The organism is Achromobacter sp. UBA2119, from assembly GCF_002331005.1.
Taxonomy (GTDB): Bacteria; Pseudomonadota; Gammaproteobacteria; order Burkholderiales; family Burkholderiaceae_B; genus Achromobacter; species Achromobacter animicus.
This window is the reverse complement of record NZ_DCYD01000002.1, coordinates 294,727-320,346: the sequence shown is the minus strand read 5'-3', so window position 1 is coordinate 320,346 and position 25,620 is coordinate 294,727. Positions and strand designations below refer to the sequence as shown.

The following is a 25,620-nucleotide window of genomic DNA, read 5'->3' as shown; positions in this document are numbered from 1 at the left end:
TAGGCTACCGCCACGCTCCCGTTTAGCCATTCGGGCTGGCGCGTCAAGCGCAGCCTCATCCATGCCTTGGAATCTCTGATGACCCAAAACACTGAGCTCGTGCAAGCAATTGCAGACGCGTACGACGACACTCCCTACGAATCCAATGCGTTCGCGTTGACGGCGCCCGGCCACTTGCGTGCCGTCGCCGCACTCTACGGCCTGAGTGCGCCCGCCGTGGAAAACGCCAGGGTGCTGGAACTGGGATGTGCCGCTGGGGGCAATCTGCTTCCGTTTGCGGTCGCTCACCCGAACGCGCACGCATTGGGCATTGACCTGTCCACGCAGCAAATCGAATCCGGACAAGCCGTCGTCAAGGCAATGGGGTTGCGGAACCTTGAATTGCGTGCAATGAGCATCACGGACATCACCAAGGACCTTGGGCAATTCGACTACATCATTGCGCATGGCGTATTCAGTTGGGTGCCGCCGGAGGTCCGCGAGGCGATTCTGCGCGTTTGCCGGGAAAACCTGGCGCCTGAAGGCATTGCCTATATCAGCTACAACACGTATCCCGGCTGGAAAGCATCGGATGTGGTCCGGGACGCCATGATCCTGAACAGCTATGGCGCGCAGACGCCGCAAGAGCGCCTGACCCGCGCCAAGGACGTGCTCGGCATGCTGGAACACGGACTGTCCCAGGGCAACCCCCTTCGCAGCGCCTTGCAGCAGGCTGTACAGCAGCTCCGGAAGCAGTCCGACTACTACCTGATGCACGAGCATCTGGAAGCGGTCAATTCACCTTGCTACTTCCTGGAGTTCGCCGCCGCGGCCCAGCAGGCGGGCCTTGCGTATCTGGCCGATTCCGAGCCGCAATCCACCATTGCGTCCAACTATGGCGGCAATGTCGCTATCCTGCATAATGCGCTGTCCGCGGATGCTCCCCGGGAAATGCGAGAGCAGTACCTGGACTTTGCCGTCGGAAGGCAATTCCGCAAGAGCCTGCTGGTGCATGCCGAGCGGGCGGACGCCATCTTGCGCGTTCCAGAAGCCAATGCGTTCAAGAATATGCGCTTTGGAGCGCGGTTGGAACCGGTGGCCCGGCCTGCCGGTGCGGCATCCAAGGAGCGCCGTTTTCAAAGCGTGCGGGGAGCAGGCATCACCACCAGCGAATCCTCCTTTGTCGCGTTGGCGGATGCCCTGCGACAAGCCTGGCCCCATGCACTGCCTTTTGCAGATCTGCTGGAAGCCATACGCCCCAAGGCGAAAAAGTCCCTCTCCCCCGAACAACTGGAAGACCTGGTGCTGAATCATCTCGTCGTCATCTTGAACGCGGGTGCGCTCGAGTATCGGCATGAAGAGATTGGCTATTCAGCAATAGCCGCCAAGCCCACATGGATTCCGGGCATCGAGCGCCTGAAACATTTGACGGCCAATGGCGCGCTGCCCGTCGGTCTTTACAACCTCTGGCACCACCGCACGCAATTGCCCTTGGACGAAACGAGCCAGTTTGTCGTCCGGCAGATTGACGGCAAGGCGTCTGTTGCCGATTTGCGCACCCGCCTGCGCGACGCGCTCGCAAGCGGCCAGGTGTCGCCCCCGTCCGGCAAATCGCTCAAACGGGTCCGCAACCTGGATCCGGTGGCACAGAAGCTGGTGGCCGACGCCCTCACCGCCCTGCGCAACCAAGGCCTCCTGGTTTAGTTTTCATCTGGGCCGCATGGCTTCGGATGTCGCGGCGCTCACTCAATACGACGCCCCGCGGCGCCCGAACTCGGAACCTGCAGTGAAAAGGCAAATAATCACGGAATCCAAAAATTTGCCCTAAAGAATGTTTAGGCCCTGTCGTTATCCTGGCAACGGAAGAGATTCAGCAAGATCGTAGCTACCTCACCGTTACAGTTTGGGCGGCCTAGCTGCCCGGTTTGAAGAAGCCTTTCTTTCTTGGGAGCCTAAACATGGCTGCAGTCATCAATACCAACTACTTGTCGCTCGTTGCTCAGAACAACCTGAACAAGTCGCAATCCGCCCTGGGTACCGCCATTGAACGCCTGTCGTCGGGCCTGCGCATCAACAGCGCCAAGGACGACGCCGCCGGTATGGCCATTGCCAACCGCTTCACCGCGAACGTCAAGGGTCTGACCCAAGCCGCTCGTAACGCCAACGATGGCATCTCGCTGGCCCAGACGACCGAAGGCGCCGCCTCCGAAGTCAACACCCACCTGCAGCGCATCCGCGAACTGAGCGTGCAAGCATCGAACGGCAGCTACTCGCAAGAACAGCTGGATTCGATGCAGGACGAAATCAACCAGCGCCTGTCGGACATCAACCGTATCTCGGAACAAACCGACTTCAACGGCGTGAAGGTCCTGTCCGACTCCGCCAAGCCGCTGACGCTGCAAGTTGGCGCAAATGATGGCGAAACGATCACCCTGAATCTGACAGAAATCAGCGCAAAGACGCTGGGCCTGGAAGGCTTCAACGTGAATGGTTCGGGCGTGACGCAGAACCGTTCGGCAAACATTAATGATCTGACCGGTCCTAACGTCAGCACGAAGGAAGTCGACGGTACGACTGATCTGCCGGCCAATCAGTATGAAGTAACCACCAAGAACACCAAGGCCACTACTGCCGACGTCCTGGGCAAGTTCAAGGATGGCGATAACATCACGCTGACCACTGGTGGCACGAAATACACGTACAACGCCGCGGCCGGCAATTTCACGTACACCAAGGTCAGCGATGATTCCACGGTGGCATCCGCCATTACCGATAAGATCGGCTCCACTCCGGTAAATGCGACGTACAAAAATACCTCGCAGACCGTTGACATCAAAATCTCGTCGGAAGGCAAGATCACGGATACGAGCGGCAATGCGCTCTATTGGGACGCCACGGGTGGCAACCTGTCCGCTACCGATAATGGCGGCACCTGGAACCAAGCGACCGTGACGGACGTCACCGGCTTCATGGACGATGGCGCTCCGGAATCGGCAGTTGGGGCCAACGACGAGATTGATCGTTCTGGCGTCGAACTGAGCGTCGGCGGAACGACGTACAAGGGCCAAAACGAGGTCGCTGACATTGCTTATCAAACCACCGCGACGACCGAACAAGTGCTGACCGCCCTTGGTGCCGGCGCCGCCACGATCACGATGGGTTCCGGCATCCAATCCGCAACCCTTGCCGTCGCAGCTGGCGGAGCGATCAGCCAAACCGAAGGGGGGAACGTCAACCTTCTCCACGTCGACGGTAAAGGCGAGTTGACGACTGTCGAAAAGACCGTCCAACGCTTCCAATTCGACCAACTTACCGGCAAAGTGAATGCGATCGCCGGGGGTGATACTTACAAGTCGACTGCCGGCACCAGCACTGCTCAGGGCAAGGATCCTAACGCCGACATGATCGGCAAGGAACTGAAGATTGATTCGAAGGGCAAGATGACCTTCGAAACGGAGAGCGCTGGCGGCAAGACCACCGATCCCATGAAGACCCTGGACGCCGCCTTCACCAAGCTCGACAAGCTGACCGGCGAACTCGGTGCCGTGCAGAACCGTCTGGAATCGACGATCGCCAACCTGAACAACGTCGTGAACAACCTGTCCTCGGCTCGTTCGCGTATTCAAGACGCCGACTACGCCACGGAAGTGTCGAACATGTCCAAGGCTCAGATCCTGCAACAGGCTGGCACCTCGGTTCTGGCGCAAGCCAACCAAGTGCCGCAAACCGTTCTGTCGCTGCTGCGTTAATCACGCCGCAACGCCCGACGGTTGGGCAGGATCTGGTCGCAAGACCTCCCTGCCCGCCTTCCTCGCACCGGGTGCTTCGCACCTGGTCGAACAGACAAGCCGGCTCACGCCGGCTTGTTTCTTTTCAGGTCGCGGATTCTTCCCCCATGCGCAGTGGTGGCACGCGAGAACGCTCGTCATACCAGGCGCCGAGGCATCCCCCCGCGCACCGCCGCTCGGATCGCCGATCTCACGCGAAGCCGCCTTTTTCCGGCCCTATTCCCTCATTGCCTCCATCAGTCCATCGCGCATAATTGCGACCGCACGCCTTTGTATCCATATTTTTCACCCATGACCGCCACGCCTCCCGATCCACTCGCTACGCAGCACGACAGCACGCCGGATCCAGACGACCAGGGGCCTGCGGACTCGCAGACCATGCGTCTGCGCGAAGAAAACCGCGCCTTGCGGGAATTGCTGGCTGCGCAGGTGCAGGCATCCCTGCCCCGCAACGAGCCCGGATGGTTCAAGCGTTTGTGCTGGTGGTTGATATCAGCGCCGGGAGCGGCGCTTGTGGGGTGGCGAGGCCTGTTAGGCCGCGACGAGGGTGAACCCATCACGCGCCGGCGCCTCGGATGCGCTACGGTGACCGTGGTTTATACCCTCGCCATCTATGGCGCCCTGGTGTTGCTCGTGGTGTCGTGGAACTCACCGAATAGCGCGACGTCGGGAACGACGGCCGCCAGTCCGGTGCGCGTACCGCTGACGCCGCAGCCGCCCTTGTCGTCGGGTGTGGATGCTGCCGCCAATGGTGGCGCATCAGAATCGGGCGGCGCGCAATCGGAACGGCCTTCCGAGTCCCCGTCGTCATCCATGGAACCCGCCGATTCGACATCGATCGAACCCGATCCCAAACCCGCAACGCCGCCCGCAGCCGACGCCGCGCCCTCCATCACTGCGCCATCAGAACGAGGCAGTTCCGCCACCCCTGAACGCGTCCCTGCGCCGGTTTCTTCGGCAGAACCCGCCCCGGCCGCGCCGCAGTCCACACTGCGCATCACCGAGATTCCCGCGCCGGATCCCATGGCGTGGGTTGCTGTATTGGACGGCGAACTCGCGCAATGCGCGGAACTGGGCTTCTTCGAACGTCCCGAATGCGCGTGGGCCGCCCGCAAGCAGTACTGCGAACCCAATCAAGGCTGGGGCAAAGTGAAGGAATGCCCGGCGCAGCCGTAGCCGGCCATGACCGCAACTGGCACAGGCCGATGCCGCCGTAGCGAGCAAAGACCTTACCTGTCACATGCTCGCCACGATCCCCCGCCACAATGCACTGCGCCTCGCGATCATTGCGAAATGTTTTGCATCATTCGATTGGCGTGCCCCATAATGCGACTTGCTTCGGCCATTGATCCGGCCTCACATCACCAGGACACCTAGACCATGGATGCTTCCGTCAACAACACCGTCAATTCCGCCCTGGCCTTGCGCGACGCGAACCTCATGATGGAAGTGCAGGCATCGGTGACGAAGAAGGCGATCAACGCGCAAGCCGACTCGGTCGCCACGCTGCTGCAATCGCTGCCGGTGCTGGCAATCGACGGCACGCTGGGTTCGCGCGTCAACACCCACGCCTGAATTCAAACCGCGCGGCGATCAACCGCAACGGAATCAAGGCAGATAAGCCGCCCACGGGCGGCTTTTCAATTGGACGGCTGTTCGTCGGGTCAGGGCCACATCTGAGAAGCGCACCGCGCGAGGGATGCCGGCCTCTGTATGGCTTGCGAAACCTGCGCCGGAGCCGCCGCCGCCCGCTCAACCCGCCGGCTTACGCTCCAACCCCGCAATCAGCTTCGCCAGCAATCCATCCAGCTGCGCCTGTTCCTTTTGCGTCAATGCAGCCATCGCCTGCTGTTCATTCGCCACATGCAGCGGCAGCAGCTTGTCGATGAGCGCCAGGCCCGCTGGCGTAAGCCGCACCAGCGTGCTGCGCCGGTCGTTCGGCGACGGCACACGTTCGATGAGGCCTTTTCGTTCAAGACGATCCAGCCGGCTCGTCATCGCGCCTGACGACAGCATCAGGCCCTCGTGCAGATCAGTGGGTGTCATGGCGTACGGATTGCCTGACCGCCTCAACGTGGCGATGACGTCGAACCCGCCTTGGTGCAATTCGAACTGTGCTGCCAGCGGCAGGAACCAGTTGCGCTCCAGCAGATGCGTGGCTTGCAGCAGTCGCCCGACCAGCGCCATCACGTTGGCGTCGATGTCAGGACGTTCGCGCTGCCACTCTTCCTGCGCGCGCCGTGCACGGTCATTCATGGTTGTCTCTACATGAAGCTATTTAAGTTGGTAGCCATGATATCCCGTTGCCGAATGCCCCGTGCTGTCTATATACTTCGACATCAAATAACTTGATGTCGAGATATCCATGACGCGCGTGCGGTTACGCCCCTTGTTTGCCATCGTCGCCATCGTGGCCGTGGCGTTGAATCTGCGGCCCGCGCTGGCGGCCATCGGGCCGTTGCTGGACATGATCCAGGCGGCCACCGGCGCGACCAATACGCAGGCCAGCCTGCTGACGACGTTGCCCGTGTTCGTCATGGGGATCTGCGCGCTCGCGGGCGGGCGCCTCAACAAATACCTGAATGAACGCACCGGGATTGCACTGGGCATGGCGCTGGTGGCCCTTGCTTGCGCCGCGCGCTATGTCGGGACGCAGACCTACGGGTTGCTGTTGACGGCGGTGTTGGCGGGCGTCGGCATTGCGCTGGTGCAGACCTTGCTGCCCGCCTTTATCAAGCGCAATTTCGCGCATGACATGGGACGCGTGTTTGGCTTGTACACCACCGGCATCATGGCGGGCGCGGCCGTCGCGGCGGCCAGCGCCGCGGGGCTTGCGGGTAGCTTCGGGTGGCCCGCCGCATTGGCGTTCTGGAGCGTGCCCGCGCTGCTGGCGCTGCCATTGTGGCTCAAGGCAGCGCAAGATCGCGCCGACGCGTCATCACCCCGCCACCGCATGGCTCGCACGGCACCACGCAGCTTCTGGCGCAATCTGCGGGCATGGGAGCTGATGCTGTTCTTTGGCATCGGCACCGGCGCCTACACGCTGGTGCTGGCGTGGTTGCCGCCGTTCTACACCGGCCTCGGGTGGGAACCTTCCGCCGCCGGTTTTCTGCTGGGCGGCCTGACGCTTGCCGAGGTGATGGCGGGTCTGGCCGTGTCGGCGTGGATCGGCCGCTTTCCGGATCGCCGCAAGCCGCTGGCCGCCGTGCTGACCATTCTGATCTGCGGACTGACATGCCTGATCCTTGCCCCGCTCAAGTTGGCGCTGCTGGCGTGCCTGCTGCTCGGCATCGGAATCGGCGCGCTGTTTCCGTTGTCGCTGATCGTAGCGATGGACCATCTGGACGATCCGGCACAAGCGGGAATGCTGGCGGCGTTCGTGCAAGGCGGCGGCTACTTGATTGCGAGCTTCATGCCATTGCTGGCGGGCATCCTGCGCGACCGGTTTTCCAGCCTGACCGAGGCCTGGATCGTGATGCTGGCCGGTGCCGTCATGCTGCTGGCGCTGGCCCTGCGGTTTTCGCCCGCGTCTTATCGGCGGATCGACGCCTGATCGTGCGCCCCTGCACCGCCCATACATAGGCAGCCGCCCCGCTAACAGCCTACGCACGGCGCTGGCACGTACAGCGTTTGCACAGACAGCCCTCGCATAAGAAGCGCCCGGGCAAACAACGCACACATCCACAACGTACACGCATAAAAAAGCGCCGCCCCTTAAAAATGGGCGGCGCTTTTTGTTGCAACCGCGGCCAAGCCGCGACGCGTTACTTCTTCTTCATCGGCGGCAAGTCGGTGCAAACACCTTCGGCGACTTCCGCGGCCATGCCCACCGATTCACCCAGCGTCGGGTGCGGGTGGATGGTCTTGGCGATGTCGACGACGTCGGCGCCCATTTCCACGGCCAGCGCCAGTTCGCTGATCAGGTCGCCCGCGTGGGTGCCCACGATGCTGCCGCCCAGGATGCGATGCGTTTCGGCGTCGAAGATGAGCTTGGTGAAGCCCTCGTCGCGGCCGTTGGCGATGGCGCGGCCCGAGGCTGCCCACGGGAACACGCCCTTCTCGATCTTGATGCCCTGCTTCTTGGCTTCTTCTTCGGTCAGGCCGACCCACGCCACTTCCGGATCGGTGTAGGCCACCGACGGGATGACGCGTGCGTCGAAGAAGGACTTCTGGCCGGCGGCGGCTTCGGCGGCGACGTGGCCTTCATGCACGGCCTTGTGGGCGAGCATGGGTTGGCCGACGATGTCGCCGATGGCGTAGATGTGCGGCACGTTGGTGCGCATCTGGCGGTCGACCTCGATGAAACCGCGGTCGGTGACGGCGATGCCCGCCTTGTCGGCGCCGATCTTCTTGCCGTTGGGGCTGCGGCCGACAGCCTGCAGCACCAGGTCGTAGCGTTGCGGTTCCTTGGGTGCGCCCTCGCCTTCGAAGGTGACGTAGATGCCGTCCTTCTTGGCTTCGGCGCCCACCGTCTTGGTCTTCAACATGATGTTGTCGAAGCGGTAGGCGTTCTTCTTCTGCCACACCTTGACCAGGTCGCGGTCGGCGCCCTGCATCAGGCCGTCCAGCATTTCCACCACGTCCAGACGCGCGCCCAGCGTCGAGTACACCGTGCCCATTTCCAGGCCGATGATGCCGCCGCCAATGATCAGCATCTTCTTGGGCACTTCACGCAGCAGCAAGGCGCCGGTGGAGTCGACGATGCGCTCGTCCTGGGGCAGGAACGGCAGCTTCACCGACTGGCTGCCGGCGGCGATGATGGCCTGCTTGAAACGCAGGGTCTGGGTCTTGCCGTCGGCGCCCTTGACGGTCAGGTGGTTGGCATCGGCGAATTCGCCCACGCCCGTCACCACGGTGACCTTGCGCGCCTTGGCCATGCCGGCCAGGCCGCCGGTCAGCTTGGCGACCACACTGTCCTTGTAGCCACGCAGCTTGTCCAGGTCGATCTTGGGCTCGCCGAAGCTGATGCCGTGGGCAGCCAGTTCGCGGGCTTCGTCGATGATGGCGGCGTTGTGCAGCAGCGCCTTGGCCGGGATGCAGCCCACGTTCAGGCAGACGCCGCCCAGCGTGCTGTAGCGTTCGACCAGGACCACGGACAGGCCCAGGTCGGCGGCGCGGAAGGCGGCGGAGTAGCCGCCGGGGCCCGCGCCCAGCACCAGCATGTCGTATTCGCCATCGGCCGAACCGCTGTAGGTGGCGGCGGCAGGCGCGGCGGCCTTGGCCGCGGGCGCTTCGGCCTTGGGCGCTTCAGACTTGGCAGCCGGCTTGGGATCGGCATTGGACCCAGCTTTGGGAGCCGCTTCCTTGGCGGCGCCAGCGTCAGCACCCGAGGCCGCTTCCACTTCCAGCACGACCGCGCCTTCAGCAACCTTGTCGCCGACCTTCACAGCGATGGACTTGACCACGCCGCCTTGCGACGCGGGGATTTCCATCGAGGCCTTGTCGGATTCAACGGTGATCAGGCTCTGTTCCGCCTTGATCGTGTCGCCCACCGCAACCAGCACTTCGATGACTTCCACTTCCTTGAAGTCGCCGATGTCCGGCACTTTGATTTGAACGGTATTGCTCATAGGGCTCCCCGTTTACAGCGCGATGCGGCGGAAGTCGGCCAGCAGCGCACCCAGATAGGCGTTGAAGCGCGCGGCCGCGGCGCCGTCGATGACGCGGTGGTCGTAGGACAGCGACAGCGGCACGATCAGGCGCGGCACGAATTGCTTGCCGTCCCACACGGGCTTGTGCGACGAGCGCGACACACCCAGGATCGCGACTTCAGGCGCGTTGATGATGGGCGTGAACGAGGTGCCGCCGATGCCGCCGAGCGACGAGATCGAGAAGCAGCCGCCCTGCATTTCGGCGGGCGAGATCTTGCCGTCGCGCGCCTTCTTGGACAGGTCGGTCATTTCCTGGGCGATCTGCAGGATGCCCTTCTTGTCGGCATCGCGGATCACCGGCACCACCAGCCCGTTGGGCGTGTCGGCCGCAAAGCCGATGTGGTAGTACTGCTTGAGCACCAGGTTGTCGCCGTCCAGCGAGGCGTTGAACTCGGGGAATTTCTTCAGGGCCGCGACCACGGCCTTGATCAGGAAGGCCAGCATCGTGACCTTGATGCCCGACTTCTCATTTTCCTTGTTCAGCGTGACGCGCAGCGCTTCCAGGTCGGTGATGTCCGCTTCGTCGTTGTTGGTGACGTGCGGGATCATGACCCAGTTGCGGTGCAGGTTCGCGCCGGAAATCTTCTTGATGCGCGACAGCGGCTTGGCTTCGATCGGGCCGAACTTGGTGAAATCGACCTTCGGCCACGGCAAGAGGCCCAGCGCAGCGCCATCGGCCGAACCACCGGCAGCAGCGGCCGCCGGCGCAGCCGACAGGGCCTGCTTGACGAAACCGCGCACGTCGTCGGCGGTAATGCGTTCCTTGGGACCAGTGCCCTTGACCTTGGACAGGTTCACGCCCAGTTCGCGCGCAAACTTGCGCACGGACGGCGACGCGTGGGGCAACTGGCCGGGCTTGAGGTTGGCGTCTTCCAGCGCAGCGGCGGGGGCCGGACGCGAGGCGGGCGCGGCGGCCTGCGCGGGCGCCGATTCTGCCTTGGCTTCCGGCTTGGCAGCCGGGGCCGGCGCAGCTTCGGACTTCGCGGCCGGGGCGGCAGCGGCTTGCGCGCCGCCTTCCACCACCACCACGATCGAGCCCTTGGCGACCTTGTCGCCGACCTTGACCTTCACTTCCTTGACCACGCCGCCTTGCGAGGCCGGGATCTCCATCGAGGCCTTGTCGGACTCGACGGTGATCAGGCTTTGCTCGGCCTTGATGGTGTCGCCGACCGCGACCATGACTTCGATGACTTCGACTTCCTTGAAGTCGCCGATGTCCGGCACTTCGATCTCGATCGGGCCGCTGGAGGCAGCCGGCGCGGGCGCCGAGGCCTCGGCCTTGGGCGTGGCGGCGGCGGCCTGCTTGGGCTCTTCCTTGGCGGCCGGTTTGGATTCGGCCTTGGGGGCCTCTTCCTTGGCGGCGCCAGCGTCGGCCGCTTCCACTTCCAGCACGACCGCGCCTTCGGCGACCTTGTCGCCGACCTTCACGGCGATGGACTTGACCACGCCGCCTTGCGACGCGGGGATTTCCATCGAGGCCTTGTCGGATTCGACCGTGATCAGGCTTTGTTCCGCCTTGATCGTGTCGCCCACGGCAACCAGCACTTCAATGACTTCCACTTCCTTGAAGTCGCCGATGTCGGGAACCTTGATTTGCACGATGTTGCTCATGTCTCTTTACCCTCAGGCGTATTGCGGGTTGGCTTTGTTCGGATTGATGCCGTACTTCTTGATGGCTTCGGCCACCTTGGCAACCGGCACCTTGCCTTCGTCGGCCAGGGCACGCAGGGCGGCGACGACGACGAAGTGGCGATCCACTTCGAAGTGCTCGCGCAGCTTGGCGCGGAAATCCGAGCGGCCGAAACCATCGGTGCCCAGCACCTTGTATTCGCGGCCCTTGGGCACGAACGGACGGATCTGGTCCGCAAAGAGCTTCATGTAGTCGGTCGACGCGATGATCGGGCCTTCCGTCTTGGCCAGCTGTTCCGTGACGTAAGCGACCTGCGGCTTCTTCTCGTCGGGGTGCAGCATGTTGTGGCGTTCTGCGTCCAGGCCGTTGCGGCGCAGCTCGGTGAAGCTGGTGACGCTCCAGAGGTCGGAAGCGACATCCCAGTCGGCAGCCAGCAGTTCCTGGGCGGCCATGACTTCGCGCAGGATGGTGCCCGAACCCATGAGCTGCACGCGGTTCTTGCCCTTGCCGTGCGACTTGAGCTTGTACATGCCCTTGATGATGCCTTCCTCGTCGCCCTTGGTCAGACCGGGCTGCGGGTAGTTTTCGTTCATCACCGTCAGGTAGTAGTAGACGTTTTCCTGGTCTTCCACCATGCGCTTCAGACCGTGCTGGATGATCACGGCGAGCTCATGACCGAACGTCGGGTCGTACGACACGCAGTTCGGGATGGTCGAGGCCAGGATGTGGCTGTGGCCGTCTTCGTGCTGCAGGCCTTCGCCGTTCAGCGTCGTGCGGCCGGCAGTGCCGCCCAAGAGGAAGCCGCGCGCCTGCATGTCGCCGGCAGCCCAGGCCAGGTCGCCGATGCGCTGGAACCCGAACATCGAGTAGTAGATGAAGAACGGGATCATGATGCGGTTGTTCGAGGAGTACGACGTGGCCGCCGCAATCCACGAGCTCATCGCGCCCGCTTCGTTGATGCCTTCCTGCAGGAGCTGGCCGTCGGCCGCTTCCTTGTAGTACATGACCTGGTCCTTGTCGACCGGGGTGTACTTCTGGCCTTCCGGCGCGTAGATGCCGATCTGGCGGAACAGGCCTTCCATGCCGAAGGTGCGCGATTCGTCAGCCAGGATCGGCACGACGCGCGGACCCAGTTCCTTGTCGCGCAGCACCTGGTTCAGGATGCGCACGAAGGCTTGGGTGGTCGAGATTTCGCGGCCTTCCGCGGTCGGCTCCAGCACGGCCTTGAAGGCGTCCAGCGCGGGGGCCTTCAGTTGCTCGTCGGCCTTGGCGCGGCGGCGCGGCAGGTAACCGCCCAGCGCGGCGCGGCGCTCGTGCAGGTACTTCATTTCGGGCGAATCTTCGGCCGGCTTGAAGTACGGCAGATCAGCCAGCTTGTCGTCCGGGATCGGGATGCCGAAGCGGTCGCGGAATTCGCGGATGGAATCCAGTTCCAGCTTCTTTTGCTGGTGGGTCGGGTTCTTGGCCTGGCCGACGTGGCCCATGCCGTAACCCTTGATGGTCTTGGCCAGGATGACGGTCGGCTGGCCGGTGTGGTCGGTGGCCGACTTGAAGGCCGCGTACACCTTGTGGGGATCATGGCCGCCACGGTTCAGGCGCCAGATGTCCTCGTCGCTCATGCGCGACACGGCTTCCAGCAGCTTGGGGTGCTTGCCGAAGAAATGTTCGCGGACGAACTTGCCGTCGTTGGCCTTGTACGCCTGGTACTCGCCGTCGACGGTTTCTTCCATGATCTGGCGCAGGATGCCTTCCTTGTCGTGCGCAAGCAGCGGATCCCAGTAGCCGCCCCAGATCAGCTTGATGACGTTCCAGCCCGAACCGCGGAAGTCGCCTTCCAGTTCCTGGATGATCTTGCCGTTGCCGCGCACCGGGCCGTCCAGGCGCTGCAGGTTGCAGTTGATGACGAAGATCAGGTTGTCGAGCTTTTCACGGGCCGCGAGAGCGATGGCGCCCAGCGACTCGGGTTCGTCCATTTCGCCGTCGCCGCAGAACACCCAGACCTTGCGGTTGCTGGTGTCGGCGATGCCGCGGGCGTGCAGGTATTTCAGGAAACGGGCCTGGTAGATGGCCATCAACGGGCCCAGGCCCATCGACACCGTGGGGAACTGCCAGAAGTCAGGCATCAGCTTCGGATGCGGGTACGAGGACAGGCCCTTGCCGTCCACTTCCTGGCGGAAGTGGTTCAGCTGGTCTTCGGTCAGGCGGCCTTCAAGGTAGGCGCGGCCGTACATGCCGGGCGAGGTGTGGCCCTGGAAGTAGACCAGGTCGCCGCCGTGGCCTTCGTCTTCAGCGTGCCAGAAGTGGTTCTGGCCGCAGCCGATCATGGTGGCCAGCGAGGCGAACGACGCGATGTGGCCGCCCAGGTCGCCGCCATCGGGCGGGTTGTGCTTGTTGGCCTTGACCACCATGGCCATGGCGTTCCAACGCACGTACGAGCGGATGCGCGTTTCCAGTTCCAGGTTGCCCGGGTGCGCCGGCTCCAGGCCGGGGGGAATCGTATTGACGTAAGCGGTATTGGGCGAGAACGGGATGTGAGCGCCGGAGCGACGGGCTTCGTCGATCAGGCGTTCCAGCAGGTAATGGGCGCGCTGCGGTCCTTCGCGATCAAGGACGGCTGCCAGGGCTTCGAGCCACTCCTGGGTTTCAAGGGTGTCTTCGTCGTTGGCGGCCTGTACGGCGCCAGCCTGGGCGTTAGAGGACATCGTGTGTCTCCTGTTGGGGTTCGTCGTGACCACACACCCGCTTATTGATCTACTCGCGGACATTGCATGGTAGCCGGGATCATCCGGGCTACCATGCAATGCATGGGGTCGGGGTGTTCAAAGGACCTGCCAGGGGCGGTTTCCTGTCAGGCGGCATTCTAAGAAAGAAGATTAACCGGTCGCAAGGAAAATTTCATGTTGCGGTACGGCATTTCATAATGCGGAAAGTTGAACGGAAGCTGAATCGCTGAACGCCATACTTTTTACGGTCTAGGCCGAATGGTGGACTTGATTCCCGGCAATTCCCTCCCAACACGCACTAAAATGCGCGGTCTACCGGCCCCGAATTCCATGTCCAGCGCGCCCAAGTCCAACATACCCACGCCTTTCCACGACCACGCCCGCACCCGGCGGCGCGGGGTGTACTGGGTCACGCCCGCCATGGTGCTGATCCTCTATATCTGTGTGATGGCGGTGTTCTTCTGGCTGCAGCGCATCCATGACGACAGCGTCATGTTTGTCACGATAGACCAGGAGCTGCGTCAGCAACGCCTGATCTGGGTCGTGCTGGCGCTGTCCTGCGTCATTGTCATCAGCCTGCTCATGCTGTGGCGCTACACCCGCTTCCGGTCCACCGCCGAGGCCGCGCTCATTGCCGAAACGGGTTTTCGGCGCGCCATGGAAAACTCCATGTCCACGGGCATGCGCGTGCTCGACATGGAAGGCCGCATCGCCTACGTGAACCCCGCCTTCTGCCGGATGATCGGCTGGAACGAAGCCGACCTGATCGGCCGCAGCCCGCCCTTCCCGTATTGGGTGCCGGGCCGCCACGAACAACACCAGCACACGCTGGACGTGCTGATGTCGGGCAAGACCCCCAGCAGCGGCCTGGAAGTCGAGGCGCAGCGGCGCGACGGCTCGCGCTTCACGGCGCGCATGTATGTGTCCCCGTTGCTGGACCCCAACGGCAACCAGATCGGCTGGATGACGTCCATGACGGACATCACCGAGCCCAAGCGCATCCGCGAGGCCCTGACCGCCGCGCACGAGCGCTTCATGACCGTGCTGGAAGGCCTGGACGACGCTATTTCGGTCACGGCCGACACCCACGACGGGCTGGAACTGCTGTTCGCCAACCGCACGTACCGCCGCGTGTTCGGCGCGCAGACCGGTGGCCACGACGAACTGCTGGCCGGCCGCCGCGGCCGCTTCACCGACGAATCGGTCGAAGTCTTTGCGCCGTCCGTGCAGCGCTGGTTTGAAGTGCACCACCGCATGCTGGCCTGGACGGACGGCCGCCGCGTGCGCATGCAGGTGGCGCGCGACATCACCGAACGCCGCGGCCACGAGGAAGCGTCGCGCGTGCAGCAGGAAAAGATCCAGCTCACCAGCCGCCTGACCACGATGGGCGAAATGGCCTCGTCGCTGGCGCACGAACTGAACCAGCCGCTGACGGCCATCGCCAACTACAGCATGGGCGCGGTGGCGCTGGTCAAGGCCGGCCACACCAGTCCCAATATGCTGCTGCCCGCGCTGGAAAAGGCGGCGTCCCAGGCCGAGCGCGCCGGCAAGATCATCAGCCGCATCCGCGAATTCGTGAAGCGCAGCGAGCCGCGCCGCCAGCGCGTCGCCATCGGCCGCATTGTCGACAACGCCATCGGCTTTGCCGAAATCGACGCCCGCAAGCGCCGCATCCGCATCGACAGCTTCGTGCCGTCCAACGCGCCCGACGTCCTGGCCGACCCCATCCTGATCGAACAGGTCTTGCTGAATCTGCTCAAGAACGGCCTGGAAGCCATGGAAAAGAGCGAGTCCGACGAGCTTAAGGTTGCCGTAATTCTTCACGAGCAGCATATCGAGGTGGCCGTCGTGGACCGCGGCCACGGCCTGGCCGAACCCGAGCGCCTGTTCGAACCGTTCTTCAGCACCAAGTCGCAGGGCCTGGGCATGGGGCTGAACATCTGCCGTACCATTATCGAATCGCATCACGGCCGCCTGTGGGCTGACCCCAATCCCGCCGGCGGTACTATCTTCCGCTTCACCCTGCCCTGCGCTGCGACCCAGACGCAGGCCCAGAACGATCAGTCCGAGGAGTTGCACGCATGAACACGCCCCACCTGTCGAGCACGGTATTCATTGTCGATGACGACGAAGCGGTCCGCGATTCGCTGCGCTGGCTGCTGGAAGCCAATGGATACCGCGTTCGCGCCTACGCCAGCGGCGAGTCCTTCCTGGAAGACTACGACGCCAGCCAGATCGGCGTGCTGATCGCCGACGTGCGCATGCCCGGCATGAGCGGCCTGGAGCTGCAGGAGCAGCTCATCATCCGCAACGCGCCGCTGCCCATCGTGTTCATCACCGGCCACGGCGACGTGCCGATGGCGGTGTCCACCATGAAGAAAGGCGCCGTCGACTTCCTGGAAAAGCCGTTCAACGAATCCGACCTGCGCGAAATCGTGGCGCGCATGCTGGAGCAGGCCACGCAGCGCGTGAGCAAGCACCAGGCCCAGAAGGACCACGAAGCCATGCTGGCGCGCCTGACCGCGCGCGAGCAACAGGTGCTGGAGCGCATCGTCGCCGGCCGCTTGAACAAGCAGATCGCCGACGACCTGGGCATCAGCATCAAGACCGTCGAGGCGCACCGCGCCAACATTATGGAAAAACTTGAAGTGACCACCGTTGCAGATTTGATGAAAGTGGCCTTGGCCAAACCCGAGGCACACGCATGACCGCAAGGATTATTGACGGCGCGGCCCTTTCGCAGCGCATTCGCGAAGAAGTCGCCCAGCGTGTTTCGGCTTTGGCCGAAAAAGGCACCCGCCCCGGCCTGGCCGTCGTGCTGGTCGGCGCGGACCCCGCCTCGCAGGTGTATGTGCGCAACAAGGTCGCGGCCTGCGAAAAGGCCGGACTGCATTCCGTGAAAGAGCAATACCCGGCCGAGATGACCGAGGCCGAACTGCTGGCCCGCATCGACGTGCTGAACCAGGATCCCAGCATCCACGGCATTCTGGTGCAGTTGCCCCTGCCCAAGCACATGGATGCCCACAAGGTCATCGAGGCCATCGCGGCCGAGAAGGACGTTGACGGCTTCCATATCAGCAACGCGGGCCTGCTCATGACCGGGCAGCCGCTGTTCCGTCCCTGCACGCCGTACGGCGTGATGAAGATGCTGGAATCGGAAGGCGTGACGCTGCGCGGCGCTGAGGCCGTCATCGTCGGCGCCAGCAACATCGTGGGCAAGCCCATGGCCATGCTGCTGCTGCAGGCCGGCGCCACCATCACGATCTGCAACTCCAAGACGCGCGACCTGGCGGCCCAGACCCGCCGCGCCGACGTGCTGGTTGTCGCCACCGGCAAGCCCGGCATGATCGACGGCTCGATGATCAAGCCGGGCGCCGTCGTCATCGACGTGGGCATCAACCGCGGCGCCGACGGCAAGCTGTGCGGCGACGTGGACTTTGCTTCCGCCAAGGAAGTGGCCGGCGCGATCACGCCCGTGCCGGGCGGCGTGGGTCCGATGACCATCGCCATGCTGCTGGTCAATACGGTCGAAGCGGCTGAACGCGCTGCAGGGTAAAGCGTAGATCCCGGTGTCTGACACCCGCAGGAGATGCTCTTCAGCGTGAATGCGTGTCTCCAGGGTGTCAGGCACCTGCCGCAAATTGAGGCACCCGCCGCAATGCTCATGGGTGTCAGACACCCGCCGCAAATGGGTGACGAACACCATCCTATCGTCGGCAGGCCCGGCGCATGGGCCATCCCCTTGGTCAGGCCTTGCGTTCAGGCCGATCGCCCTCACCTGATCCTTATCGCCTTCGCCGGCGCGCCTGACGCGCCGCCTGCCACTCATAAGCCGGTAACACCATGACCCAGAACCCCCTGCTCGCCCCCGTGTCCGAACTGGTCGATTACGCGGCCGTCAAACCTGCGCACATCGTGCCCGCCGTCGAGGAACTGCTGGGCATTGCCCGCAAGGCCGTCGACCACGCCGCCGACCCCGCGCTCGCGCCCACCTGGGAAGCCGTGGCCGAGCCCCTGGACACCGCGTCCGAGCGCCTGTGGCGCGCCTGGTCGGTGGCTGGCCACCTGAATGCCGTGGTCAACACGCCCGAACTGCGCGAGGCCTATAACGCCGCCCTGCCGCTGGTCACCGAGTTTTCGACCTGGGTCGGCCTGCACGAAGGCCTGTACAAGCAATACCAGCGGCTGGCTGCCGCACCCGACTTCGCGTCCTGGTCGCCGGTGCGCCGCCGCATCGTCGAAATGGCCCTGCGCGATTTCCGCCTGAGCGGCGTCGAACTGCAAGGCGCCGACCGCGAACGCTATGCCGCGATTTCCGACCGCGAGGCCCAGGCGTCGCAGAAGTTTTCGGAAAACGTGCTGGATTCCATCGACGCGTGGTCGCTGATCGTTGAAGACGAAAGCCGCCTGGCCGGCGTTCCGGCCGACGTCGTTGCCGCCGCGCGCGCCGCCGCCGAGGAAGACGGCAAGGCTGGCTGGAAGCTCACGCTGAAGATGCCCTGCTACCTGCCCGTCATGCAGTACGCGAAGGACCGCTCGCTGCGCGAGGCGCTGTACCGCGGCTACGGCACGGTCGCGTCCGAACAGGGCGATGCCAAGTTCGACAACTCCCCGCTGATCGAAGAACTGCTGGCGCTGCGCGCCGAGGAATCGGGCCTGCTGGGTCTGGGCACCTTCGCCGCGCTGCGCCTGCAGACGCGCATGGCCCGCGACGCTAACGAAGTCACCGTGTTCCTGCGCGACCTGGCCGCCCGCGCCAAACCGTACGCGCAGCGGGATCTGGCGGAACTCACCGCCTACGCCACCGGCGAGCTGGGGCTGGACAGCCTGCAGCCCTGGGACGTGGCCTACGCCTCGGAACGCCTGCGTGAATCGCGCTACGCGTATTCCGAAGACGAGGTGAAGCAATACTTCACCGAACCGCGCGTGCTGGCGGGCCTGTTTGACGTCATCCAGACGTTGTTTGGCGTACGCCTGACCGAAACGCCCGTATCGTCCTGGCACGGCGACGTGCGCGGCGTGCGGGTCGAAAGCCCCGAAGGCGCGCTGATCGGCCACCTGTACCTGGACCTGTACGCGCGCGCCGGCAAGCAGAACGGCGCCTGGGTCGACAGCGAGCGCACGCGCCGCGTCGTGGCCGGCAAGGTGCAGACGCCGATCGCGTACCTGACCTGCAATTTCTCGCGTCCCAACGGCGACCGTCCGGCCGTGCTGACGCACGACGACGTCATCACCCTCTTCCACGAAACCGGCCACGCGCTGCACGCGCTGCTGTCCGAAGTCGACGAGCCCGGCGCCGCGGCGTTTGCCAGCGTGGAATGGGACGCCATCGAACTGCCCTCGCAGTTCATGGAGAACTTCTGCTGGGAATGGGCCGTGGTGCAGAAGCTGTCGGCGCACGTGGACACCGGCGAGCCGCTGCCGCGCGCGCTCTACGACCGCCTGGTCGCCGCCCGCAATTACCAGAGCGGCATGCAGACCGTGCGCCAGATTGAGTTCGCGCTGTTCGACATGCTGATGCACGACCGCAGCAAGGGCGCGTCGATTTCCGAGGTGCTGGCGCTGTTGCAGGAAGTGCGCAAGGAAGTTGCCGTGCTGTTCCCGCCCGAATGGCATCGCCTGCCGCACGCCTTCTCGCACCTGTTCGCGGGCGGCTACGGCGCGGGCTATTACAGCTACAAGTGGGCCGAAGTGCTGTCGGCGGATGCCTACGAGGCCTTTGAGGAAGCCGCTGCCAAGCAGGCCGGCAACGCGCTGGGCACGCTGGATCCGGAGACGGGTGCGCGCTTCCGCCGCGAAGTGCTGGCCGTCGGCGGCTCGCGCCCGGCGGCCGAATCGTTCGCCGCATTCCGCGGCCGCGCGCCGCGCATTGATGCGCTGCTGCGCCATAGCGGGATGACGGCTGGCTGACACCTTGGGTCGCCAGCGGCGCAACTCGCCCCACTTTGAACGGCCCGCCATCGAGCGGGCCGTTTTTCTGCCCTGCGCTTGCGCGCGCACAAGGCATTGCAGCCGCATGCCACTCTCCTCAGATCCTGCAGGTAGAATCCAAAAGGTTTACCCCCTTCCGGCTACTGGACCCATGCGACACCTGATTACCGGCCGCTTCTTTCGCGGACTGCTGTTGAGCTTGTGTGTGTTTCTTGCCGCCTGCGGCGACAGGAACGTGGACTGGACGCTTTACAACGTCAAGGGCCACCTGCCCGACCTGAAGTTCTCGCTGCCCGGCGCGGGCGGCAAGACGGTCAGCAGCGACGACCTGAAGGGCAAGACCGTGCTGCTGTTTTTTGGCTACGCCAGTTGCCCGGACATCTGCCCGACGACCATGGCGCAGCTGACCGCGGTGCTGCAGAACCTGGGCGACAAGGCCAAGGACGTGCGCATCCTGTTCGTCAGCGTGGACCCGCACCGCGACACGCCGGACATCCTGCAGGCCTACGTCAACGCCTTCAACAACAACGCCATTGGCGTGACGGGCAACGAACGGCAAGTGGCTGACCTGGCGCGCCGCTATCGCGTGGCCTACCAGATCGAAAAGCCCCGGCCCGGGGACGACGCCGACATGTACGAGGTGACGCACAGCCGCGGCGTGTACATCTTCGACAAGGACGGCAAGGCGCGCCTGCTGGCCTCAGACACCGACAGCATCGAGACGCTGACCAAGGACGTGCGCCAGCTCATCGACCTGACCTCCTGACGCGGCGCGCAGGTCCGCACACCAGTTGTTACAACGGTGGCGTACGGGGTGCGGGTATCCGTGGGTATCATCAATCCACTTCGCCCCCTTTTCCCTAGTAAGGAGTACGCGCATGAGCATCATCATCATGATCATCGTCGGGTTCATCGTGGGTCTGATCGCCCGCGCCATCATGCCCGGGGACCAGAACATGGGGATCATCATGACCACCATTCTGGGCATCATCGGCGCCGTCGTGGCCGGCTTCCTGGGTCAATCGCTGGGCTGGTATGCGCCTGGCGAACCCGCTGGCTGGATCGGATCCGTCGTCGGCGCGATCATCGTGCTGTTCGTGGTGGGCCTGATCGCCAAGAAGCGCACCTGACGTCTGCGTCCTGCACGCAAAGAAAAACGGGCCGATCGCGAGATCGGCCCGTTTTGCATTGCAGGCGCCAGGAATGGCCCGTTAAGCAGCCCATAAGCGGCGCCCAGCGCGCCGCTTATGGTAGCGTCAGCCCGCCGGCGTGACCGGCGCAGCAGGCGCCGCCGCCGTGCGTTCCGTCCACCCGCCGCCCAGCACCTTGTACAGCGTGACCAGGTTGGTCAGGCGCGCCAGGCGTGTGTCGACCAGCGCCTGCTGCGAGGTATAGAGCGAGCGCTGCGAATCCAGCACGCTCAGGTAGTCGTCGATGCCCTGCCGGAAACGTTGCTCCGACGCGTCATACGCGCGCTGATTGGCGTCCACCAGCAGGCGTTGGGCCTGGATCTGCTCGTCCAGCGTGCCGCGGCCGGCCAGCGCATCCGCGACTTCGCGGAAACCCGTCTGGATCGACTTCTCGTACTGGGCCACCTGGATGTTCTTCTGCACCTTGGCCAGGTCCAGCCCCGCCAGCAGCGAGCCGCCCGCGAAGATCGGCACGGTGATCTGGGGCACGAAGCTCCACGCCCCCGAACCGCCGTCGAACAGGCCGCCCAGGCTGGCGCTGGCGGTGCCGGCCGAACCCGTGAGGCTGATGGTCGGGAAGAATGCCGCACGCGCCGCGCCGATGTTGGCGTTGGCGCCCTTGAGCTGATGCTCTGCCGCGCGGATGTCCGGGCGGCGGGTCAGCAGGTCGGACGGCAGGCCAGCGGGCAGCGTGGTCGGCAGCATGCTGTCGTCCAGTTTGACCGCGTTGTCCAGCGCCGTGGCCATCTGCGGCGACAGCGGCTGACCGACCAGCAGCACGAGCGCATTGCGGTCCTGCGCGGCCTGGCGCGTGTATTGCGACAGGTTGCGTTGGGCCGTGCGCAGCGAGACTTCGGCCTGGCTCAGGTCCAGCGCCGTGGACAGGCCCTGGTCGTAGCTCTGCTTGGTCAGGTTGTAGGAATCTTCCTGGCTCTTGAGCGTGTCGCGCGTCAGGCTGAGCAGCTCCTGGTCCGCGCGCAGCGTCAGGTAAGCATTCGCCACCTCGGCGATCAGCGTGAGCTGCGTCGCCGTGCGCGTTTCGTCCAGCGCCAGGTAGGATTCCAGCGCCTGATCGCTCAGGCTGCGGATGCGGCCAAAGAGGTCCAGTTCCCAGGCGGACATGGCAGCGCCCACCTGATAGCTGTGGCTGGTGGTGGCCTGGCCGCTGGGCGACAGGTCGGCCGGCGTGCGCTGGGCAGAGCCCTGCCCCGCCACGCCGATGCTGGGCGCCAGGTCGGCGCGCTGGATGCGGTACTGCGCGCGCGCGGCCTCGACATTCAGCGCCGCCACCCGCAGGTCGCGATTGTTGACGAGCGACTGCTCGATCAGCTGTTGCAGCAGCGGATCGCCGAAGAAGTCGCGCCAGCCGATGTCGGCCACGGCCATGCCGCCCGGCGCGGCCACCTGGGCCGCGTTGTAGGCGGCGCCCGTGGGATACGCGGCGTCGATGGGCGCGTCAGGACGCTCGTACGTGGGGGCCAGCGAGCAGCCCGCCAGGGCCGCCGCCAGGGATACAGACAGCAAGGTTCTCATCTGGAGTTTCATTACGGTTGACCCTCCGCCGGCACGTCGTGCGGCCCCTTGGCGCTGGTGTCGTGCTTGTCGACGTTTTCGCTCATGCGCTTGACCTTGAACACGCGCAGCATGATGACGAAGAAGGCCGGGACGAAGAAGATGGCCAGGAACGTGCCCGTCAGCATGCCGCCGATCACGCCCGTGCCGATGGCGTTCTGGCTGCCCGAGCCCGCGCCGCTGGAAATCGCCAGCGGGGTCACGCCCAGGATGAACGCCAGGGACGTCATCAGGATGGGACGCAGACGCTGACGGGCGGCGTGAATGGCCGACTCGGTCAGGCTGGCGCCCGCTTCATAGTGCTCCTTGGCGAACTCCACGATCAGGATGGCGTTTTTGGCCGCCAGCCCGATTGTCGTCAAGAGACCCACCTGGAAGAACACGTCGTTGGACAGACCACGCAGCAGCGTCGCCAGCAGCGCGCCGATGATCCCCAGCGGCACCACCAGCATGACCGCGGACGGAATCGTCCAGCTTTCATAGAGCGCCGCCAGGCACAGGAACACCACGATGAGCGAGATCGCGTACAACGCGGGCGCCTGGGCGCCGGACAGGCGTTCTTCGAACGACAGGCCGGTCCATTCGAAACCGACGCCGACCGGCAACTTGGCCGCCAGGCGTTCCATTTCTTCCATGGCTGCGCCCGAGCTGTAGCCCGGCGCCGCCTGGCCCTGGATGTTGTACGACGGCACACCGTTGTAGCGGTTCAGCTTCTGCGGGCCGAAGCTCCACGTTGCGCTGGAGAACGCCGAGAACGGGACCATGTCGCCATCCTTGTTGCGCACGTACCATTTGTTCAGGTCTTCCGGCAGCATGCGCGAGGATGCCTCGCCCTGCGCAAACACCTTCTTCACGCGGCCGCGGTCGATGAAGTCGTTGACGTACGACGAACCCCATGCGGTGGCGAGCGTGCTGTTGATGTCCGACACGGCCACGCCCAGGGCGCGGGCCTTTTCGCGGTCGATGTCCAGCTGGTACTGCGGCGCGTCTTCGATGCCGTTGGGACGCACGCCCGCCAGCACCGGGCTCTGAGCGGCCTCGCCCAGCAACTGGTTGCGCGCGGCAAGCAGCTTCTCGTGGCCCACGCCGGCGCGGTCCATCAGCTGGAAGTCAAAGCCGGTGACGTTGCCCAGTTCCATGACGGAAGGCGGCGGCACGACGAACAGTTGCGCGCGGCGTTCCGTCTTGGCGAAGTGCGCGTTGGCGCGTCCCGCCACGGCGGCCGCCTTCAGGCTGGCATCGCCGCGCTCTTCCCAGTCCCGCAGCTTGATGAACAGGATGGACGCGTTCTGGCCGCGGCCGCCGAAGTTGAAGCCGTTGACCGCGAACACCGAGGTGACGGCGTCCTTTTCTTCGGTCAGCAGGTACTTGGTGGCGTCGTCGATGACGGCCTTGGTGGCTTCAGCGGTGGCGCCGGCCGGCGTCTGGATCTGGGCGAACAGGATGCCCTGATCTTCGGCCGGCAGGAACGCGGTCGGGATGCGGGTGAACATCCAGCCCATCGCGATGACCAGCGCCAGGTAGACGACCATCAGGCGCTTGGTGCGGTTCAGGCCGCGGGCGACGGTATTGGCGTAACCGTTGCTGCTGCGCTCGAACGTGCGGTTGAACCAGCCGAAAAAGCCCTTCTTGGCGCCGTGATGGCCCTTCGGAATGGGCTTGAGCAGCGTCGCGCAAAGCGCCGGCGTGAACACGATGGCGACGATCACGGACAGCACCATCGAGGACACGATCGTGATCGAGAACTGACGGTAGATCACGCCCGTGGAGCCGCCGAAGAACGCCATCGGCACGAACACGGCCGCCAGCACCATCGCGATGCCGATCAGGGCGCCGGTGATCTGGCTCATGGATTTGCGAGTCGCCTGCTTGGGCGTGAGCCCCTCTTCGGCCATCACCCGCTCGACGTTTTCGACCACCACGATGGCGTCGTCGACGAGCAGGCCGATGGCCAGCACCATCCCGAACATCGTCAAGGTGTTGATGGAATAGCCGAACGCCGCCAGCACGCCGAACGTGCCCAGCAGCACCACCGGCACGGCCAGCGTGGGAATGATGGTGGCGCGGAAGTTCTGCAGGAAGAGGTACATCACCAGGAACACCAGGATGATGGCTTCGACCAGCGTCTTGAACACTTCATGGATCGACAGGCTGACGAACGGCGTCGTGTCGTACGGATAGACGACGTCCATGCCCGGCGGGAAATACGGCTTGAGGTTGTTGATGGTGTCGCGCACCGCCTGCGCCGTGTCCAGCGCGTTGGCGCCCGGCGCCAGCTTGATGGCCAGGCCCGAGGCCGGGTTGCCGTTGTAAAAGCTGTCGATGGCGTAGGTCTGGCCGCCCAGTTCGATGCGCGAGACATCACGCAGGCGCACCTGCGAACCGTCGGAGTTGACCTTCAGCAGGATCTGGCCGAAGTCCTCGGCCGTCTGCAGGCGCGACGGTCCGATGATGGTGGCGTTGAGCTGCTGGCCGCGCACGGACGGCAGGCCGCCCAATTGCCCGGACGAGACCTGGACGTTCTGTTCCTTGATGGCGGTGGTGACGTCGACCGTGGTCAGCCCGTAGTTGACGAGCTTGGCCGGGTCCAGCCAGATCCGCATCGCGTACTGCGAGCCGAAAAGCTGGAAGTCGCCCACGCCCTGCGTGCGGCTGATGGGATCCTGGACGTACGACGCGACGTAGTCGGCCAGGTCGTCCTTGGTCATCGTGCCGTCGGTGGACACGAAGCCGGCCACGATCAGGAAGTTCTTCGTGGCCTTGGTGACGCGGATGCCCTGCTGCTGCACTTCCTGCGGCAGGAGCGGCTGCGCCAGCGCCAGCTTGTTCTGGACCTGCACCTGCGCGGTGTCGGGGTTGGTGCCCTGCTTGAAGGTCAGCGTGATGGACATGCTGCCGTCGGAATTGCTTTCCGACGAGATGTACTGCAGGCCATCAAGACCGTTCATCTGCTGTTCGATCACCTGCACCACGGTGTCCTGCACGGTCTGCGCGGACGCGCCCGGGTAGGTCACCGCGATGCCGATGGCGGGCGGCGCGATGTTGGGGTACTGCGCGACCGGAAGCTGCAGGATGGACAGCGCGCCGGCCAGCATCAGCACGATCGCGATCACCCAGGCAAAAACCGGCCTGTCGATAAAAAACTTTGCCATGCGT

The 25,620-nt window shown here is 64.4% G+C and carries 17 protein-coding genes; 11 read left to right on the top strand and 6 right to left on the bottom strand.

Annotated elements, in window-relative coordinates:
• Positions 1–78 precede the first annotated feature (78 nt).
• The 4 genes from B3098_RS01680 to B3098_RS01665 all read left to right on the top strand — a co-directional run bounded on the left by B3098_RS01680 (position 79) and on the right by B3098_RS01665 (position 5,342).
• On the top strand, positions 79–1,683 hold the full coding sequence (locus B3098_RS01680) for a class I SAM-dependent methyltransferase (RefSeq protein WP_286890334.1): 1,605 nt from the start codon (positions 79–81) through the stop codon (positions 1,681–1,683).
• 254 nt (positions 1,684–1,937) lie between these two features.
• The gene (locus B3098_RS01675; RefSeq protein ID WP_286890332.1) at positions 1,938–3,728 is read left to right on the top strand and encodes a flagellin; all 1,791 of its coding nucleotides are present in this window, start codon (positions 1,938–1,940) and stop codon (positions 3,726–3,728) included.
• Positions 3,729–4,058: 330 nt separating this feature from the next.
• The gene (locus tag B3098_RS01670; RefSeq protein WP_286890330.1) at positions 4,059–4,943 is read left to right on the top strand and encodes a hypothetical protein; all 885 of its coding nucleotides are present in this window, start codon (positions 4,059–4,061) and stop codon (positions 4,941–4,943) included.
• A 204-nt stretch (positions 4,944–5,147) separates the two neighbouring features.
• Positions 5,148–5,342, top strand: coding sequence for a putative motility protein (locus B3098_RS01665; protein ID WP_175138968.1), 195 nt, complete (start codon positions 5,148–5,150; stop codon positions 5,340–5,342).
• Positions 5,343–5,519: 177 nt separating this feature from the next.
• Here B3098_RS01665 and B3098_RS01660 read toward each other — a convergent pair whose 3' ends face one another.
• A complete protein-coding gene (locus B3098_RS01660; protein ID WP_286890327.1) occupies positions 5,520–6,023 on the bottom strand; it encodes a MarR family winged helix-turn-helix transcriptional regulator in 504 nt (167 codons plus the stop codon).
• A 109-nt stretch (positions 6,024–6,132) separates the two neighbouring features.
• Between B3098_RS01660 and B3098_RS01655 the strand changes: the two genes are divergently transcribed.
• Positions 6,133–7,320 carry an MFS transporter gene (locus tag B3098_RS01655; protein WP_286890325.1) on the top strand — a complete coding sequence of 396 codons (1,188 nt, stop codon included), beginning with the start codon at positions 6,133–6,135 and terminating at the stop codon, positions 7,318–7,320.
• A gap of 211 nt (positions 7,321–7,531) precedes the next feature.
• Here the strand turns inward: B3098_RS01655 and lpdA are convergent, their stop codons facing one another.
• From lpdA to aceE, 3 genes are read right to left on the bottom strand one after another with little or no spacing between them, the layout of a single operon-like run.
• A complete protein-coding gene (lpdA, locus tag B3098_RS01650; RefSeq protein ID WP_286890324.1) occupies positions 7,532–9,337 on the bottom strand; it encodes a dihydrolipoyl dehydrogenase in 1,806 nt (601 codons plus the stop codon).
• Between the two features lie 12 nt (positions 9,338–9,349).
• Positions 9,350–11,029 carry a dihydrolipoyllysine-residue acetyltransferase gene (gene aceF, locus B3098_RS01645; RefSeq protein WP_286890323.1) on the bottom strand — a complete coding sequence of 560 codons (1,680 nt, stop codon included), beginning with the start codon at positions 11,027–11,029 and terminating at the stop codon, positions 9,350–9,352.
• Between the two features lie 12 nt (positions 11,030–11,041).
• Positions 11,042–13,750: a pyruvate dehydrogenase (acetyl-transferring), homodimeric type gene (gene aceE, locus B3098_RS01640; RefSeq protein WP_175138964.1), complete on the bottom strand. Its 2,709-nt coding sequence runs from the start codon at positions 13,748–13,750 to the stop codon at positions 11,042–11,044.
• 351 nt (positions 13,751–14,101) lie between these two features.
• Here aceE and B3098_RS01635 point away from each other — a divergent pair, with 351 nt between their 5' ends.
• The 6 genes from B3098_RS01635 to B3098_RS01610 all read left to right on the top strand — a co-directional run bounded on the left by B3098_RS01635 (position 14,102) and on the right by B3098_RS01610 (position 20,832).
• Positions 14,102–15,856, top strand: coding sequence for a PAS domain-containing sensor histidine kinase (locus tag B3098_RS01635; protein ID WP_105238467.1), 1,755 nt, complete (start codon positions 14,102–14,104; stop codon positions 15,854–15,856).
• Positions 15,853–16,479 carry a response regulator transcription factor gene (locus B3098_RS01630; protein WP_056570132.1) on the top strand — a complete coding sequence of 209 codons (627 nt, stop codon included), beginning with the start codon at positions 15,853–15,855 and terminating at the stop codon, positions 16,477–16,479. Before B3098_RS01635 ends, B3098_RS01630 begins: the two co-directional genes overlap by 4 nt.
• On the top strand, positions 16,476–17,327 hold the full coding sequence (folD, locus tag B3098_RS01625; protein WP_175126081.1) for a bifunctional methylenetetrahydrofolate dehydrogenase/methenyltetrahydrofolate cyclohydrolase FolD: 852 nt from the start codon (positions 16,476–16,478) through the stop codon (positions 17,325–17,327). The genes B3098_RS01630 and folD overlap by 4 nt, the downstream gene beginning before the upstream one ends.
• Positions 17,328–17,614: 287 nt before the next feature.
• Positions 17,615–19,681 carry a M3 family metallopeptidase gene (locus tag B3098_RS01620; RefSeq protein WP_286890319.1) on the top strand — a complete coding sequence of 689 codons (2,067 nt, stop codon included), beginning with the start codon at positions 17,615–17,617 and terminating at the stop codon, positions 19,679–19,681.
• Between the two features lie 172 nt (positions 19,682–19,853).
• Positions 19,854–20,468 (top strand): SCO family protein, encoded by a 615-nt coding sequence (locus tag B3098_RS01615; protein ID WP_175126079.1) that lies wholly within the window; start codon positions 19,854–19,856, stop codon positions 20,466–20,468.
• Positions 20,469–20,580: 112 nt separating this feature from the next.
• Entirely contained in the window at positions 20,581–20,832 is a 252-nt protein-coding gene (locus B3098_RS01610; protein WP_062684813.1) for a GlsB/YeaQ/YmgE family stress response membrane protein, read from the top strand.
• Between the two features lie 126 nt (positions 20,833–20,958).
• Here B3098_RS01610 and adeC read toward each other — a convergent pair whose 3' ends face one another.
• Together adeC and B3098_RS01600 are read right to left on the bottom strand one after the other, a co-directional pair.
• Positions 20,959–22,437, bottom strand: coding sequence for an AdeC/AdeK/OprM family multidrug efflux complex outer membrane factor (gene adeC / locus B3098_RS01605; RefSeq protein WP_175138962.1), 1,479 nt, complete (start codon positions 22,435–22,437; stop codon positions 20,959–20,961).
• Positions 22,437–25,616 carry an efflux RND transporter permease subunit gene (locus B3098_RS01600; RefSeq protein WP_175126077.1) on the bottom strand — a complete coding sequence of 1,060 codons (3,180 nt, stop codon included), beginning with the start codon at positions 25,614–25,616 and terminating at the stop codon, positions 22,437–22,439. The genes adeC and B3098_RS01600 overlap by 1 nt, the downstream gene beginning before the upstream one ends.
• Positions 25,617–25,620 lie beyond the last annotated feature (4 nt).